Origin of the sequence: Paenibacillus sp. 11B, assembly GCF_030487755.1 — a bacterium.
GTDB classification, from domain to species: Bacteria; Bacillota; Bacilli; order Paenibacillales; family Paenibacillaceae; genus Paenibacillus; species Paenibacillus vandeheii.
Window position 1 is genome coordinate 46,493 of the sequence record NZ_JAUKNS010000007.1, and the last position, 16,455, is coordinate 62,947.

Annotated in this window: 14 protein-coding genes; 12 read left to right on the forward strand and 2 right to left on the reverse strand. The window is 47.2% G+C overall.

What is annotated here, in order from left to right; genetic code table 11:
* The first annotated feature begins 221 nt into the window (after positions 1 to 221).
* Positions 222 to 833 carry an SCO family protein gene (locus tag Q0V21_RS26055; protein WP_483312389.1) on the forward strand — a complete coding sequence of 204 codons (612 nt, stop codon included), beginning with the start codon at positions 222 to 224 and terminating at the stop codon, positions 831 to 833.
* 83 nt (positions 834 to 916) lie between these two features.
* Here Q0V21_RS26055 and Q0V21_RS26060 read toward each other — a convergent pair whose 3' ends face one another.
* Positions 917 to 1,264 (reverse strand): toprim domain-containing protein, encoded by a 348-nt coding sequence (locus Q0V21_RS26060; protein WP_024631255.1) that lies wholly within the window; start codon positions 1,262 to 1,264, stop codon positions 917 to 919.
* A gap of 519 nt (positions 1,265 to 1,783) precedes the next feature.
* A complete protein-coding gene (locus tag Q0V21_RS26065) occupies positions 1,784 to 2,959 on the reverse strand; it encodes an MFS transporter (protein ID WP_301881250.1) in 1,176 nt (391 codons plus the stop codon).
* Between the two features lie 216 nt (positions 2,960 to 3,175).
* On the opposite strand from Q0V21_RS26065, the gene Q0V21_RS26070 reads away from it, so the two are divergent.
* The 11 genes from Q0V21_RS26070 to Q0V21_RS26120 all read left to right on the forward strand — a co-directional run bounded on the left by Q0V21_RS26070 (position 3,176) and on the right by Q0V21_RS26120 (position 16,365).
* Positions 3,176 to 3,631, forward strand: coding sequence for an ATPase (locus Q0V21_RS26070; protein WP_301881251.1), 456 nt, complete (start codon positions 3,176 to 3,178; stop codon positions 3,629 to 3,631).
* A gap of 69 nt (positions 3,632 to 3,700) precedes the next feature.
* A complete protein-coding gene (locus tag Q0V21_RS26075) occupies positions 3,701 to 4,798 on the forward strand; it encodes a transglutaminase domain-containing protein (protein WP_443146353.1) in 1,098 nt (365 codons plus the stop codon).
* Positions 4,799 to 4,903: 105 nt separating this feature from the next.
* The gene (locus tag Q0V21_RS26080) at positions 4,904 to 6,928 is read left to right on the forward strand and encodes a peptidoglycan D,D-transpeptidase FtsI family protein (RefSeq protein ID WP_301881254.1); all 2,025 of its coding nucleotides are present in this window, start codon (positions 4,904 to 4,906) and stop codon (positions 6,926 to 6,928) included.
* Between the two features lie 397 nt (positions 6,929 to 7,325).
* Entirely contained in the window at positions 7,326 to 9,275 is a 1,950-nt protein-coding gene (locus Q0V21_RS26085) for a peptidoglycan D,D-transpeptidase FtsI family protein (RefSeq protein ID WP_301881256.1), read from the forward strand.
* A 239-nt stretch (positions 9,276 to 9,514) separates the two neighbouring features.
* On the forward strand, positions 9,515 to 10,462 hold the full coding sequence (locus Q0V21_RS26090) for a metal ABC transporter solute-binding protein, Zn/Mn family (RefSeq protein WP_301881257.1): 948 nt from the start codon (positions 9,515 to 9,517) through the stop codon (positions 10,460 to 10,462).
* 29 nt (positions 10,463 to 10,491) lie between these two features.
* Positions 10,492 to 11,313 (forward strand): metal ABC transporter ATP-binding protein, encoded by an 822-nt coding sequence (locus Q0V21_RS26095; protein WP_024631248.1) that lies wholly within the window; start codon positions 10,492 to 10,494, stop codon positions 11,311 to 11,313.
* A gap of 3 nt (positions 11,314 to 11,316) precedes the next feature.
* The gene (locus Q0V21_RS26100; RefSeq protein ID WP_301881258.1) at positions 11,317 to 12,276 is read left to right on the forward strand and encodes a metal ABC transporter permease; all 960 of its coding nucleotides are present in this window, start codon (positions 11,317 to 11,319) and stop codon (positions 12,274 to 12,276) included.
* On the forward strand, positions 12,276 to 13,148 hold the full coding sequence (locus tag Q0V21_RS26105; RefSeq protein WP_301881260.1) for a metal ABC transporter permease: 873 nt from the start codon (positions 12,276 to 12,278) through the stop codon (positions 13,146 to 13,148). The genes Q0V21_RS26100 and Q0V21_RS26105 overlap by 1 nt, the downstream gene beginning before the upstream one ends.
* A gap of 283 nt (positions 13,149 to 13,431) precedes the next feature.
* Positions 13,432 to 14,181 (forward strand): Cof-type HAD-IIB family hydrolase, encoded by a 750-nt coding sequence (locus Q0V21_RS26110; protein ID WP_079347710.1) that lies wholly within the window; start codon positions 13,432 to 13,434, stop codon positions 14,179 to 14,181.
* 54 nt (positions 14,182 to 14,235) lie between these two features.
* Complete coding sequence (locus Q0V21_RS26115) at positions 14,236 to 14,676, forward strand: DUF456 domain-containing protein (RefSeq protein ID WP_052016655.1); 441 nt, start codon at positions 14,236 to 14,238, stop codon at positions 14,674 to 14,676.
* 60 nt (positions 14,677 to 14,736) lie between these two features.
* Positions 14,737 to 16,365: a putative polysaccharide biosynthesis protein gene (locus tag Q0V21_RS26120; RefSeq protein ID WP_094937506.1), complete on the forward strand. Its 1,629-nt coding sequence runs from the start codon at positions 14,737 to 14,739 to the stop codon at positions 16,363 to 16,365.
* Positions 16,366 to 16,455: the final 90 nt, after the last annotated feature.

Genomic DNA, 16,455 nt, shown 5'->3' on the forward strand with positions numbered 1-16,455 from the left:
TACTGTAAAAACAAATACATGGGCACATGTCCGCGGAACCGTTACAATAACATGGGAGCCCATTGTCGGTTGGGTTCTTCGTATACATATGCATCAGAGTGGTGTGGGAATGAGGAATTATCATAAAAATCAGGATTCAAGAGTCCATGAATTTTATCGAAAACCGTTAAAGTTTTATGTATGCGTATTCATATGATCTGATATCGGAAGGGACGATAATGATGCTGGAAAAGTATAAATGGACGTGGATGCTGCTAGGGCTTGCACTGATTATGGCAGTGTATTTAATGTGGGGCACCGTATTCGCCAGCAAGGAAAAATTACCCGAAATTCGGGAGATTCAATCCTTTTCAATGGAAAATGTGGATGGAAGCACAATATCTCTGGATGATACCAAAGGCAAGGTGCGTTTGTTCTACTTTTATTTCACCAGCTGTCCAGATGTGTGCCCAATTACGACGTTTACGTTATCTCAGGTGCAGGACCTGTTGAAAGAGGACGATACCTTTGGCAAGGATGTTTCGTTTGTGTCCATCTCGTTTGACCCGAAAGTGGATACCAAGGAGAAAATCAAGGAATTTGCAGATCGATTCCACGCGGATTATGAAGGCTGGTACTTCCTGCGGGGGGATATGGATAAAACGAAGCAGCTCGCCAAGGACTCATTCCAGATCCTCATTGAGGGTGAGAACAAGGATGATTTTGCCCATATGAACATGATTGGACTGGTGGATCGGAATAACCAGCTGCGGAAGGTATACAACGCGTTTAATACAGAGGATGTTGAACCCGCAGTCATTGCGGAGGATATACGCAATCTGATCAAGGAATAAATGTGTTCATCATGGACAAACCAAATAAAGAGGCTGCTTCTTGGGTTGAATGAATACCCAGGAGCAGCCTCTTTCTGTTTTTTCTAAAACGAGGGGAATTCAGGATATTGGATATACGATTCTAATCCTGCTTTCTCCAGCTGGGCGATAATGTATTCGTCAGGGGTTCCTTCCACACCCGCATAACCGCGGCGCGTATACATCTGTACAGCATCCGGGAAGGCATCTCGGAGAACACCTCTGATTTTCTTGCCTGAACTGTCATTATCCATAAATAAGTAGACCTCATCATAACCAACCTGTTTGCGCAGCGACTCAAGCTTGAGCGAATTCAGTGTTCCAAACGTGCACAAAATGTTGATTTCGGGTCCTACAAGACGTTTTAGTTTGCTGCGGTCATTCTTACCTTCCACAATGACATGAATAGGCATCATATTCACCTCTTGATCGAGAGCTTATGTCGACATTCCCCGGGAAATGTTGCAGCGAAAATCGACTGGATTATATAAAATGGACCTTCTAATTTTCACACGAGCGACACCTGACAGAAACACCTCTGATTTCTAACTTTTTTTCACATCTGAAGGGAATGCCTAACCAACAGTGGCCGTTCCGGTTACGGATCGTTCTTCCGATCGCTGTTGTCTCCAAATGTTCTGAATTTACTCTTCAAAGGTATAACATTTCGGAGACAAAGGCGAACGCTACCGCTTCTTCAGAATCGATTCCGTCCCCTTCACTACTATCTTCCACTGATCATCCATTCCTAATTTAAGAAAGAGAAATCTTGAAGATGAAGAAGGTTATGCTCCAGAAGTCACTTCGTTCGTGTGTAAAACATCAGTCCATTTTATATAGTTTAGCTGTAAATGGGGGAATGATGCAAAGCCAAGAAAAAACAAGCTTTTCTGTTGTCAAAGGGTCAGATATAGATCATCATCTTGATACGGTTAACCAAGTATGCTTTTGGGATCAGACAGGGAAGCTTCACGTCTGGCTGTGAAGTAAGGGAGCAGCATGATACCAATCATCAATAATACAAAGGCAATGAAATATGGAGACAGACCCACACGCAGCTGCCCTGCGGTGATCGGACCAATAAAAGAGCCGATGGAGGTAGCAATGGATTGCAATGAGAAGATGCGCCCCAGCTTGTTTCCCCCGCTTAAGCGGATAAAGAGTGTTGCCATGGCAGGGAAAATAATTCCTTTAGACATCCCCAGAACGAAGAGTACGGAAGACAACGGAATCTGTGGTATCGCCGCCATAGCAAAGAAACATAAAGACATCAGCAGCACACCCGCAATCAACCGCAGTTTGGGGGAATATCGGTTGAGAAACAGCATGCTTAGGGTAAATAATGCTCCAATGCTGATAATAGAAAACAAAAGTCCGGTAGACATCATGGACGAATGTCCGCCTCCGCGCAGAGGCAGTTCAAAAAATAGGATTCCTTGGGCACAAGCAATGACAAGAGGCAGAGCAAAGTATCGCCAGGATACAGGCAGGAACTTTCTTTTCTCTTCAACTGGGTTGCTAGGCTTGGCGGGCTCGGTCACTTTTTCATGTTGAACTTCAGGAACGCCTTTGGGCATGGATAACCATGCGATAACGCCAGACAGAATGAGCAGATAACCTAGACTTGCAAAGGTGGCGGAAAATCCAAGAGCTCCGACAATTAGTGCGCCTGCGGCGGGGGATACCACGGATGCGAGTGTATGTACAACGCCATGGCCTGACATATACTTGCCTTGCTTAATCGGATCACTTGATAATTGTGCAAGCAGTGCGAGACAGGCTGGAGACAGAAAAGCAAGTACAAATCCGCTGATGGCCCGCAGGGCGAGCAGCTGCCAAGGCGTGTGAATTTGTGCTTGAATAAGCAAAATGATCCCTGCGCCCAGCAAACTGAATACAATGTAACGACGACTGCCATGTTTGTCGATTTGGGTTCCGGCGATCAGATTGCCTGGGAGATGAGTCAAGGAATAGATGCCCATCATCCAGCCGATGAAGGTAGGGGCTGCCCCGAGCGAGATAGCGAAAGGGGTCAAAATTGGATACTGGGCGTGCAGATCAAAAACAGCAAGGAACAAAAATAGATATAGCCAGATGGCCGTTTTCACATAAGCCCCTCCTTGTTAAGCGATGCATATTCAATAACTGGTCATGACATGTTCCCCGTTCCTTGGACAGAACCTCATGGTACTACTTGTACGCCCGGCGGGACGAACTTAGACCGTTTATTTTTACATAGGAGGGCTTAGCTGACAGCAGCTTCGGAAATCATGTATAATATTCGGGAAGTGTTAATAATCAACTCTAATACGGAAGGTGTAGTCATGAACATAGAAGTAATCAAAGAGTTTGTGATGCAGAACTGGCTGGTGATCGTGGTTGCGTTGATCATTTTGTTCTTTGTTCTGAATGTGGTCAAAACCGTATTGAAATGGGCGATTGCCATCATCATTATTGCGGCTCTACTGATATACAGCGGCATCTCCATCGATCAGATCAAACAGACAGTTACTGATGTACAATCGAGTACAATGGACACATTGAAGAAGGAAGCGACCAGCATGATGCTCAAGGAAGCTTCCAAAGCGACATACATCAAAGGGCAGGATGGTGCATACACCATCACAAGCCCCAATGTGGAGATTAAAGGCAGAACGAATTCGGATAAAGTCGATGTTACATTTCGGGGGATCTCACTGGGTGAATGGAAGGTCGACAATGAAACGATACGAACTTTTGTCAAACAGGCACAGGAGAACGGAACAGCACCGACTTCGTAGTAAAGGAGGAATGGATACGTGCTGCAAAATTGGCTGGACAGTCTGAAAGAATTCAATGGCATAACGATTATGCTGTTGCTGATTGTGGCCGCTTCATTGCTTCAGGGATGGTCCAGAGGTGCTTCGCGTTCTGCGGGAAGACTCTTTGGATTCCTCATGGATGGCATTATGGCGGTCATCGGTATTCTATTATCCATCGGTTTAACATTATGGCTTGCGCCATATGTTCAGCAATGGTTGTCTGTGCATGTCGCAGACATGCCAAACCGTGAGCTGAACCGGTGGGAACAGATGTATTATACATTGATTACGGCCATCGCTGATTTTCCGCTCATGCGGTTTGCCGTGTTGTTTGTGCTTAGTTATGGCTTCATCCGCTTGCTTCTCGGCTTGCTCTCTTCCCTTATTTTCCGAAGAAGATACAGTTCAGCAGAGCAAGAGAGCAGACCAAAAGGATTTTTCAGCCGCTTTACGGGTGCTGTGATTGGTACAGTCATTGGCTCCGTGCGCGGGATGATTGTGATTGCCGTACTGTTCATGATAGTCAGTCTCTATCCGGGCAGCATGTTTAGTCGATACGTGGAGGCTTCGCCCATTTATATGCAAGGAGCCAAATCGGTCATAGAGCCATTATCCGGTACATTTATCAAGGACAAGCTGCCCGTGTTTACCCAAGCCGTCCAAAAGGAACTGGGCGCCATCCTGCAACGCAAGTATGAAGTCGTTGACCATAACATTCCTGCGGATATTGAATCTGCGGCAAAAGAAATTGTGAAAGGCCAAACGACAGATGAAGCCAAAGCCAGGGCATTATATGACTGGGTAGGTTCTCGCATTCAATATGACTATGGTAAAGTGGATGACTATGAGCAAAAGGGCATATGGCACGAGCAGACGCCGCAAAATACATTTGATACACGTGAAGGCGTATGTATTGATTACGCTCGTCTATATGCGGTCATGGCTCGTTCACAGGGGCTGGAAGTCAAAGTGGTTACAGGCCTTGGTTATAACGGGCAGGGTGGATATGGTCCACATGCCTGGAATGAAATATATTTGAGTGATTCGGAAAGCTGGATTCCGCTTGACCCCACGTGGGCAATCAGTGGCGATTGGTTCAATCCTCCTAACTTTGCCGATACCCATCTGAAAGATCAATCAGCTTAACATTACGCCGGACAGGGGTCCGGGAGATGACGACGTTGCCAGGTTATCATGCCGGGGCTGTATAGTCTGGACGGTATGCATCAAGTCATGAAAGAGGTAGGATGAATGAACAATCATTCAAAAGAGAAGGACGAACTTACGGACAAGCGGCGCTTCAGTTACCGGATGAACGTATTTTTCTTCGCTTCCTTTGTTATTTTTAGCGTTATTATTGTGCGGCTGGCATTTTTGCAATTCGTGGAAGGGCCTGAGCTGAGTCAGGAGGAAGCGAGCAACATTACCAAAGATGTACCGCTCGCTCCCGTGAGAGGCACTATCTATGATTCCACGGGCGAGGTGAAGCTGGCTTACTCCAAGCCGATTCAATCCTTGTATCTGACCTTATACAAAAATTATGGGGATGTGGATGGCAAGCCTAATCCGAATATAGCGGAAGTGGAGGACATCGCCACCCGGCTGCATGATGTTTTTGAGCAGTATAAGAAAAAAGATTCCGAGGCCCTTACGGTCGATAACATCTTAGAAGCCATGGATCTCAATTCGCGTAAAGCAAACGGGTTCATGCCACGTCTGATCAAGAGTGATCTGTCCGATGAGGAAGTAGCCTATTTTCTGCAGCACAAGGATGAATTCAAGGGAATTCAGATTGTAGAGGAAAGTGTGCGCTACTATGATCCGGATACGGTAGCTGTGCAGACGATTGGTTATCTCAAAAAGTTCAAAAGCTCCAAAACACTCAATAAATACAAAGAGGTCGATGAGGCCAATAAAAAGCAAACTGACCCAGGTCTTGTATATACCGAAAATGAGTTTGTTGGCTTTGATGGACTGGAACTGCAATATCAGGATGTTCTGCGGGGGAAAAGCGGTTATAACTCCGTTGATGTTGATTTGCGGAACTTGCCTGAAGGTGTAGCAGGCTCTACCCCACCCGAAAAAGGGTATGACCTAATTACAACCATTAACAAAAATGTTCAGGTGAAGACAGAACAGGCGATAATGGATCAACTAAGCTGGCTGCATACACATCAGGTCTCCGGTAAGCTGCATCCCAATGCAAAAACAGGTTTTGCAGTCGCAATGGAAGTGGATACAGGGAAGATTGTTGCTGCTGCCAGTATGCCAGATTACGACACTAATGTGTGGAGAACTGGCGGTATAAGTACTGAAGATTACGATAGAATAAAATATATTTATCAAAATGGTACCATTCGTGGCTTCCCGCCAGACGATTCGGGTAAACGGGCGGAATCTGTTGTATTGCTTGGTTCCACAATCAAACCGCTCAGTGTATTGATTGGTTTGAAGGAAGGTTTCTTCACTACAAATACAGTTTATTCAGACAGAGGTTCAACGACTTTTGGTGGGGATAACCGCAGAGTACAGAACTCCTCCGGTCACGTGTATGGTTCGTTAACTCCTCGTGATGCGATTCGTCATTCTTCTAACGTGTTTATGATTGACGAAATTGGTAAGAAGCTGTACTCCAAGTATGGCGCCAAGGGAATTGGCGTATGGGATAAGTACATGGAGCAATTCGGTCTTGGTGTGTCTACAGGGGTAGACTTGCCTAATGAGAAGTCTGGTCTCAAAGAATATGAGAATGAATTGGAGAGTTCTTTAACACGTCTGGTATATGCCTCCTTTGGACAACAAGGGAAGTATACAACAATGCAGCTGGCACAGTATGCTACGATGCTAGCGAATAAAGGAAAACGAATGCAGCCACAATTAGTCAGTGAGTTCCGTGATTCAGAAGGCAATGTGGTTGAGAAAATGAAACCGAAAGTGCTCAGCACAGTCGATTTTAATGATGCTTACTGGAATGAAGTACAGCGGGGCATGGCAACCGAAGTAACAGCGTTTAGTGGATTCCCTTATGACTTTGCAAGAAAAACAGGTACATCCACACAGTTAGTCGGAGGCAAATTGGTGGATAACGGGGTATTTATCGCTTATGCACCACGTAACAATCCGAAGCTGGCTGTAGCTGTGGTTATCCCTGAAGGGGGCTTTGGTTCGAGCAGTGCGGCTCCGGTAGCTCGTGCGATCTTCGATGCGTATGACGAGGAGTTTGGTCTGGACGGTGTACCAAAAAAAGATAAAAATAAAGAATCAAATACACAGTAATGTGAGTCTTTGAATCCAAAGAGAGGACCCTTTCGAGGGGCCTCTCTTTTACGTTTTCCAGGACTGAGAGTCCTTTTGCTCATAAGCTGATGCAAATCAATATGTAACAAACATCGTGCATGCCACGTTTTTATAATAGAATGAAAATTTATTTCAGGATTAAAGAGATTAACGATATGTCTGTATTGACATCGTCTCGAAAGAATCCGCATATGTCTCTTCTGTTTACGAAAATGTAACCAAAATCTGGAGGACATGGCAGTTGACCTTTGATAGACTTGTATGAAGAAAGGATGTTATTTGAGTTGAATGATGCAAAACGTGCTGATCGATTAATCTACTTTTACATAAGAACGGAGAGGTTTATCCCATGTTTAACCGATTGAGGAAAAGGAAAATGTCCAATGAAGATCCGCCGGTCAACAAGCCGTCTAGTGTAAGAATGAACATGTTTTTTTTCGCTGCGTTTGTTATATTTAGTATCCTTATTTTCAGGCTGGCTTTTGTGCAATTTGTCGAGGGACCTGAACTGACTTATATGGAGACCAGCCGTAATACTAAAGATATTCCGCTTGCACCTGTGCGTGGCCCCATCTATGATGCGACAGGGAAGGTCGCGCTCGCTTATTCGGAGCCTGTGCAGTCCCTTTATGTGTTGTTGTATGAGGATTATAGAAATGATGACCGCAAGCAGGAAGCGCAGGAACTTGCTGATGAACTGGCGGCTGTATTTAAGAAGTTTAACCCGGGGGACAAAGAACAACCAGATGCAGAAGAGATTGTGAGGCGACTGGATTTGGATTATCAGAAGACATTTGGATATGTACCAAGGTTGGTCAAATCCGATTTAACAACCAAAGAGATCGCCTATTTCATGGAGAAAAAAGCGGAATTTCCGGGTGTTATGGTCCTTGAGGAAAATGTCCGAAAATACGATCCGGATGGGGTAGCCGTTCAGGTGGTCGGCTATACAAGAGAATTCAAGCGGGCACCGGACACCCTTAAAAAATATAAAGCCATTCGTGAATCTGCAAGTACCCTGCGTGACCCGGGTCTTGTTTATCACGAAGAAGAGAAGGTAGGCTTTGACGGATTGGAACTGCAATATCAGGAGGAACTTCGTGGACGTAGTGGCTACCAGTCCATTGATATTGATGCACGCAATTTGCCAGACGGAACGATGAATCTGACCCCACCTGAAAAGGGGTATAGTCTAATTACAACCATCAACAAGGAGATTCAGATGGTTGCACAACAAGCTATTACAGATGAATTGAGGAAGTTGCCTAAGGCCATTACGGGATATGCGGTAGCCATGGAAGTGGATACAGGCAACGTAGTGGCTATGGCGAGTATGCCGGACTATGATCCGAATGATTGGGACTATGACAAGATCAAGTATGTATTCCGCAACGGAACCACGGAGTCGTTCCCTCCTAATGAATCAGGTAAAAAGGCCGAGTCCGTTGTTTTGTTGGGTTCCGTTATTAAGCCTCTTAGTGTACTAATTGGATTGAAAGAAGGTTTGTTCAGTACAGGGCAAACCTATTATGACCAAGGCTATGCTACATTAGGTAAAGATGGAAGAAAGGTTAGGAATTCACACTCGGCATTTAACGGCTCTATTACGGCTAGAAGAGCGATTGAAAAATCTTCCAATGCTTTTATGATCGATATGGTGGGTAAGGGCCTTTATAACAAATATGGGGCGACCAAGGGTGTAAAAGTGTGGGACGAACATATGAAAGAGTTCGGTTTGGGAGTATCTACAGGAGTGGATCTTCCGAAAGAGTATCTAGGTACTTTGGAATATAATAGTAAAAATGACGAATCAGGTCTTACACGTCTCGCGTTTGCCTCATTTGGACAGCAAGGTAAATATACAACGCTTCAACTCGCGCAATATACCACAATGCTTGCGAATAAGGGTAAACGGATGGAACCTCATTTGGTAAAAGAAATTCGTGACGCTGATGGCAATGTGGTCAAGAAAATCAAACCAAAAGTGTTAAACGAGGTTGATTTTGCTGATGCATACTGGAATGAAGTGCATAAGGGCATGGTCACCAGAGTAAGTTCGTTTGAAGGTTTTCCCTACGATTATGCGAGAAAAACAGGAACCTCGGAGCAGGGAACAGGACCGAACAAGAAGGAAAACGGGGTGTTTATCGCATTTGCACCACGGGATAATCCGAAGCTGGCTATAGCCGTTGTTGTACCCGAAGGTGGTTTTGGATCGGTCAGTGCATCTCCGATTGCACGCAAAATTTTCGATGCATACGATGAAGTTTATGGCCTTGATGGGACTCCAAAAGGGAAGAAAGATCAGGCGAAAGATACAGAGTAACGTGAAGCAGCGCAGAAGAATTAGGACAGATAAGCAAAAAAGACAAACAAGCTAATTAAATGGCCATCATACTCATTTGGACAGGCAGGGGAAATTATCCCTTGCCTTTTTTTTTTGCATCAGCTAAAATTTGCACAAGGGAAACATTATTAGTCGTGTATAAATTTTAATACCTTGTACAACAAAATTAGATTAGGACAATTATGTTAGTAGAGGGAAAGGGGAGATTTAGATTGTTAATGGTGAAGATGAGGAGCATTCAGAGAGGTTTGATGACGCTTGCTGCTGTTGTATTGGTGATCGTACTAACGGCCTGCTCAAGTACAGCGGAAACGGAAGGCAGTGAGGGGAAGGTACAGGTTACAGCCACAACAGGCATGATTGCGGATGTAGCGCGTGAGGTCGGAGGGGCATATGTTGACGTAACCGGGCTGATGGGCCCCGGTGTCGATCCTCACTTGTACAAGGCTTCGCAGGGAGATATTCGGAAGCTGGAGCAAGCGAAAGTCGTTTTTTACAACGGACTGCACCTCGAAGGTAAAATGACAGACATTTTGGAGAAAATGTCCAAGAGCAAAATAGTAACGGCTGTATCGGAGAAAATTCCGGCGGATGAATTGCGATCAGGAGAAGATACAGGCGGCACCGAATACGATCCACACGTTTGGTTTGATGTCAGCCACTGGATGCATGCGGCAGAGGCTGTGCGCGATACACTCGTGGAAGCAGATCCGGAACATGCAGAGGAGTACAAGACCCAGGCAGAGCAATATCTAGCGAAACTGGAAGCATTGGATAACGAAGTGCGGGAAAAAATCCAGGAGATTCCGGAAGCCAGTCGAGTATTGGTTACGGCGCATGATGCCTTTAGTTACTTTGGCCAAGCCTATGGCATGAAAGTGATGGGGCTTCAAGGAATCAGTACAGCAGCCGAGTATGGTGCGAGGGATGTTAGTGAGCTGCGGGATTACCTCGTGGATAACCATATCAAGGCTGTATTTGTAGAATCCAGCGTACCGGCAAAGGCAATGGAAGCGATTATTGCCGGGGCAGCCGAAAAAGGACATACGGTAAGCATTGGTGGAGAACTGTTCTCGGATGCAATGGGTGCTGAGGGAACGGAAGAAGGAACGTATATCGGCATGATTCGCCACAACACTAAGACGATTGTAGAAGCATTAAAGTGATAAATCATATAAGAGAGGAGTAAAAGAATATGAGTGAAGCAATTTTATCGGAAAAATCTCAGTCACAACCTAGTGCTAACCATTTGCAGGGAACGCAACCTACATCAGCTCCTCTTAGTGTTCGGGATCTGGCGGTAGCTTACCATAAAAAACCGGTGCTTAGTGGGGTATCTTTTGACATTCCAGAAGGTCAGTTGATTGGCATTTTGGGTCCCAATGGGGCCGGGAAATCAACCTTGATTAAAGCCGTTCTGGGACTAGTTCCTAAAATGCACGGTAAGGTGAAAATTTTTGGTCAGTCCTACCGAGAACAACGTCGCCGGATCGGCTATGTGCCTCAGCGGGAATCCGTGGATTGGGATTTCCCGACTCACGCGCTCGATGTTGTCATGATGGGGCGATATGGACATCTGGGCTGGTTCCGTCGTCCAGGCAAAAAAGAACGGGATCTGGCAGCTCACTGCCTGGAGCAAGTGGGAATGGGCGACTATATGCACCGCCAGATCAGTCAGCTGTCCGGCGGACAACAGCAGCGTGTCTTTCTGGCACGGGCACTGGTACAGGATGCCGATCTGTATTTCATGGATGAGCCATTTGCAGGCGTGGATGCCACAACGGAAAAAGCCATCATTTCACTGTTGGAACAGTTGAAGAAGCAAGGCAAGACCGTACTGGTTGTTCACCATGATCTGGCGACAGTAGAGGAATATTTTGATCATGTGTTACTCCTCAATGGACGGCTGGTTGCAGGTGGACCAACGAATGAAGTATTTGTACCGGATACTTTGCAAGAGACGTACGGAGGCCGGATCGCGATGATCGGAAGCCGGACGGAGAAAGGCCAGGTGTAGTGCATGTGGAACTGGATTGTAGCTATCGTGTCCGACCCCAATACACGCTGGATATTGCTTGGCTGCTTATTGCTTGGATTCAGTAGTGGAATTATAGGTTCCTTTACATTTTTGCGTCGTCAGAGTCTTATGGGGGATACGCTGGCTCATGCAGCTCTGCCAGGGATTTGTATCGCGTTTATGTTGACGGAAACCAAATCCGTAGGATTATTTCTGTTCGGTGCGCTCGTCGCTGGAATTGTGGCGACCTTCGGCATATCGTGGATTACACGGAATTCCCGGATCAAGCAGGATGCGGCGATGGGGATTGTGCTGACTGTATTTTTCGGAATTGGCGTAGTGTTGCTTACTCGGATTCAGCACAGTGCCAGCGGTAGTCAAAGTGGACTCGATAAATACTTGTTTGGTCAGGCCGCATCCATGGTGATGACGGATGTGTATGTGATGGGCGGTGTCTGTCTTGTATTGTTGATTGCCTGTCTTGCATGGTTCAAGGAATTCAAGCTGGTGAGCTTTGACCCGGGCTTTGCACGGGGGATGGGACTGCCAGTTGGCATGCTGGAACAACTGATTCTGCTGTTGACCGTTATAGCGGTTGTTGCGGGGATTCAGGCGGTGGGTGTGGTGCTTGTCGCTGCTTTGCTGGTGACCCCTGCAGCAGCGGCCCGCTGCTGGACGGACTCGCTCTCGCTTATGGTAGTGTTGGCCGGCGTATTTGGAGCACTGAGCGGTGCGACAGGTACGATCTTCAGCACACTTGTGCCTAATCTGCCAACTGGGCCTGTGACGGTATTGGCAGCTACAGTATTATTTGCCGGCTCCGCACTGCTTGCCCCGCGTCGTGGAATATTAGCTCGCCGTTTGCGCAGCATTCAGGCGAAGTCCACTTATTTGAGAGAAGAGCGTGCTACACTCCAGACACTGTCTGCACAGCGAGCACAGCAGGAACGGGGTGAACTGTAATGGCAACGTTCTGGATTATATTAACGGCCATTCTGGTATCCTCTGCCTGCGCTATTCTTGGCTGTTTCCTGATTCTGCGGCGGATGGCTCTGGTCGGAGATGCGATCAGTCATGCGGTTCTCCCGGGTATAGCGATTGCTTTTCTGTGGAGCGGGTCACGTGATTCACTATGGATGCTGCTCGGTGCAACGGTATTTGGATTACTGACGGTATTCTTCATTCAAAGCTTGCAGGCTGGAGGACTATCGTCTGATGCTTCCATTGGGATTGTGTTTACGGCGCTCTTCGCAGTGGGTGTCATTCTCATCAGTCTCAACGCCCAGCATATCGACCTGGATCTGGACTGCGTATTGTTCGGTGAGATCGCTTATGTGCAGTGGGATACCCTGACCTTTGGGGGAACGGATGTAGGACCTAGGGCGGTCTGGATGCTTGGCATCACGCTGCTGGTGATCCTTGTTGTGATCGGATTGTTCTACAAGCAATTCAAGCTGTGTGCCTTCGATCCGGCGCTGGCTGCGGCTTGCGGCATTCCGGTGGTGCTGTTTCACTATCTGCTTATGGGGCTCGTCTCCATGACATCGGTGGCTTCATTTGAAAGTGTAGGTTCCATTCTCGTTGTTGGCATGCTCATTGTACCCGCGGCGACGGCTTACCTGCTCACGGATCGACTGGGCAAAATGATTCTGTACAGCGTGCTTGTAGGAGCAGCTTCCTCGGTTGGAGGCTATATCATGGCTTACGCACTGGATGCTTCTATTGCAGGCTGCATGGTGGCGGTAGCCGGCATTCTGTTTGTCTTGGCCCTGCTGTTGTCACCCAAGCATGGTATTGTTTTCCGATATGCTCGTCGCAAATTCGCGGCACGTTAATGGATAAAGCGTAGAAGCCGCCTGCATTGCAGGCGGTTTTTTCATGGATTCCGACACTATTTATCTTGTGGGGGACAGGTCTACGACATGGAACAGACACCTGCTGCAATGTTGCAAAGGTTCACCCACATCGCGGGTTACTTTGTTGCAGGCCGACGATCTGTGGTAAAATGTCGTTAGCTGTGACGTCCGGAGCATCCGCCTACGCGAATGCCGGGCGATCTTTTTGTGAGAGTATGTTAGATAGGGAGAAGTAGAGAGACCATTAAGGAGGTAATACAGCATGAGTGAACTAAAATACAAATTGCTTGCATTGGATATGGATGGAACACTGCTCAACGATAATCACGAAATTACACAGGAAACCGCCAAATGGATTCAGATCGCCATTCGCCGGGGAGTGCATGTGTGCCTTTCAACAGGAAGAGCTGTTTTTCATGCGATGCCTTATGCGGTACAGCTTGGGCTGGAGACCCCGATGATTACGGTCAATGGCAGTGAAGTCTGGAAAGCTCCGCATGATTTGCATATGCGCCATCTAATGGACCCGTCACTGATCCGCAAAATGCAGGAGATTGGCGAAAAATATAATAGCTGGTACTGGGCATACTCCGTTGAAGAGCTGTTCAACCGTGATCGCTGGACAGACAATATCGAAGGTCTGGAATGGCTGAAATTCGGATTCAATACCGAAGTGGATGAAGTCCGTCACCAGATTATGATGGAGCTGCAACAAATGGGCGGCCTGCAAATGACGAACTCCTCACCTGTTAATATTGAGATTAACCCTGGCGGTGTATCCAAAGCGAGCGGTGTAGCTGAAGTCTGCAAGCTGCTGGGCATAGAGATGTCCGAAGTGGTCGCTGTTGGAGACAGCTTGAATGATCTGGCTGTCATTGAAGCTGTGGGTCTTGGGGTTGCCATGGGCAATGCGCAGGAGCAGGTGAAGGAAGCGGCTGACCTGATCGTAGCGAGCAATAACGAAGATGGCATTGTCGAAGTCATCCGTGAACATATTTTGAAGGGGGAATAACCTTTGCTTGCAACCGTTGGCTGGATTTTAATTGTACTGCTGTTTGCGGTAGGCATGGCCGGAACGGTATATCCCATACTGCCTGGTGCTATCGCGATTTTCTTCGCGTTTCTGGTCTATGGCTGGTTCTTCAGCTTTGATCCGTTCGGTGTATGGTTCTGGATCATCCAGATATTGATCGTAGTTGTGTTGTTCGTGGCTGATTATGTCGTCAGTGCCTGGGGTGTGAAGAAATTCGGCGGCTCCAAATTATCAACGACACTCAGTACGATTGGTGTCATCATTGGTCCATTTGTCATTCCGGCGTTCGGACTGGTATTGGGCCCGTTTATCGGTGCTTTTATCGGGGAACTAATCGGTGGGTCTTCACCTTCCAAAGCTTCCAAAGTCGGATTTGGTTCCGTGGTGGGGCTGTTTACAAGCACCGTCATGAAAATTATTTTGCAAATCGTCATGATCGTCCTGTTTATTATCTGGGTCGTAAGATTCGCATAGACGTTCGGGAGTCGTTTCATCTGGATGCACGTCGGTGTGGGGGAAAGAAGGGGAATTGGCTTGTCTAAGAAAGAAACATTCATTAAGGGGACGCTCATTCTGGCGGCCGCTGCACTGATCGCGAGGGTACTCGGATTGGTACAACGGGTGCCGCTCGAGCATATCCTCGGCGATATCGGTAACGCATCGTTTACCATCTCCAATACGGTATATTTAATGCTGTTAACTGTAGCTACAGCGGGTATACCAAGCACGCTTAGTAAAATGGTGTCGGAACGTTATGCGCTGGGACGCGCAAGTGAAGCACAACAAATCTACCGTGCAGCCCTGATCTTTGCGGCTGTAGCCGGGGTAGTCATGTCTGCTTTATTGTGGTTCGCGGCACCTTATTATGCGACGTACGTGTCCAAAGTGCCGGAATCGGTGAGCGCCATTCGAGCCCTGGCTCCAGCGCTCCTGCTCTTTCCAGCCATCGCCATGATGCGAGGATATTTCCAGGGTCGCGGCAACATGACGGCAGGCGGGATTTCACAGATTGTGGAGCAGTTTGCACGCGTGGGTACAGCGATTATCGTGGCGTTTGTTATGCTGCAATGGAATTACGATGATCAAACGATCGCCGCGGGGGCTTCATTTGGGGGCGTATTCGGAAGCATCGGTGCGTTTGGCGTCATGCTGTACTTCACCTTAAAGCTTCGCAAAAATGACCGTGCAGCGCAATTGAATTACGAGCGTGTAGAGCAACTGCCTATGCGGGGCATCTACAGTGATATATTCAAACTTTCGATTCCAATTGTATTATCTTCACTCGCTGTTCCGGCAATTAACTTTATCGATTCATCGCTGGTAGTTCCGCTCCTTAGCGGTCGTATTGGACTGGAAGAAGCGACAGGTGTACTTGCGATCCTCGGTGCTAAGGCCCAAAGTATCGCAGGCATCCCGCCGATTCTGGCTATCGCTCTGAGTCAATCGCTTGTGCCAGTCATTTCAGCAGCTTTTGCACGTAAGGATGAGGTTCATCTGAAAAATCAGGTGACGCTTGCTTTGCGCATTTCGATTCTGACAGGAATGCCAATCGTTATCGCGCTGTGTGCGGCGGCGTATTCCGTTAACGGCTTACTGTTCACCAGTCCAGACGGGACACCCATCATTACATTGCTGACGTTCGGTACCATTTTCCAAATTACGATGATGACTACCAACTCTATTTTGCTTGGGGTGGGCAAACCACGGATCACCATGATCAGTGTGGCAGCAGGTATCGTGGTCAAACTTGTAGCGAGCCTGATTCTGGCTCCGATCTTTGGCATCTACGGGATCATTATTGCGACCGCATTGTGTTTCCTGGTTATTACGTACCTGAACCTGCGGGTGCTTCGGAAAATTGTTGATTTCTCAATCATGGGAGATCGCTGGAAAGGGTTCATCATTACCGTACTGCTTGCGGCGGGTGTTGGTTTTGCGGCCAACTGGGCCGGGAACTCCATCTTTGATTTATTCCTGCCAACACGTGTATCTTTCCTCGTTACCTGTCTGTTTGTGGGTGCTCTTGTGGTGGTTGTGTATCTGGTACTCATGGTTGTTCTGCGTGTGCTCCGTAAAGACGAGCTGGGCAGTTACCCTCGTATTTTGCAAAAAATACTCCGTCCGCTCATGCGTCTTCAACGTGGAGCCGGGCAACGTGGATAACTATTCAGCATACAATTCACAACTTCGTTATCTGTTTGAAATAAGTACAAGCTCTGTCTGCTATTATAGTGGACAGGGCTTTTTTGTATG

Coding starts and splice junctions, on each gene's coding strand:
- Q0V21_RS26055 (WP_483312389.1), top strand. CDS start 222: ATGCTGGAAAAGTATAAATGGACGTGGATGCTGCTAGGGCTTGCACTG.
- Q0V21_RS26060 (WP_024631255.1), bottom strand. CDS start 1,264: ATGCCTATTCATGTCATTGTGGAAGGTAAGAATGACCGCAGCAAACTA.
- Q0V21_RS26070 (WP_301881251.1), top strand. CDS start 3,176: ATGAACATAGAAGTAATCAAAGAGTTTGTGATGCAGAACTGGCTGGTG.
- Q0V21_RS26075 (WP_443146353.1), top strand. CDS start 3,701: ATGCTGTTGCTGATTGTGGCCGCTTCATTGCTTCAGGGATGGTCCAGA.
- Q0V21_RS26080 (WP_301881254.1), top strand. CDS start 4,904: ATGAACAATCATTCAAAAGAGAAGGACGAACTTACGGACAAGCGGCGC.
- Q0V21_RS26085 (WP_301881256.1), top strand. CDS start 7,326: ATGTCCAATGAAGATCCGCCGGTCAACAAGCCGTCTAGTGTAAGAATG.
- Q0V21_RS26090 (WP_301881257.1), top strand. CDS start 9,515: ATGGTGAAGATGAGGAGCATTCAGAGAGGTTTGATGACGCTTGCTGCT.
- Q0V21_RS26095 (WP_024631248.1), top strand. CDS start 10,492: ATGAGTGAAGCAATTTTATCGGAAAAATCTCAGTCACAACCTAGTGCT.
- Q0V21_RS26100 (WP_301881258.1), top strand. CDS start 11,317: ATGTGGAACTGGATTGTAGCTATCGTGTCCGACCCCAATACACGCTGG.
- Q0V21_RS26105 (WP_301881260.1), top strand. CDS start 12,276: ATGGCAACGTTCTGGATTATATTAACGGCCATTCTGGTATCCTCTGCC.
- Q0V21_RS26110 (WP_079347710.1), top strand. CDS start 13,432: ATGAGTGAACTAAAATACAAATTGCTTGCATTGGATATGGATGGAACA.
- Q0V21_RS26115 (WP_052016655.1), top strand. CDS start 14,236: ATGGCCGGAACGGTATATCCCATACTGCCTGGTGCTATCGCGATTTTC.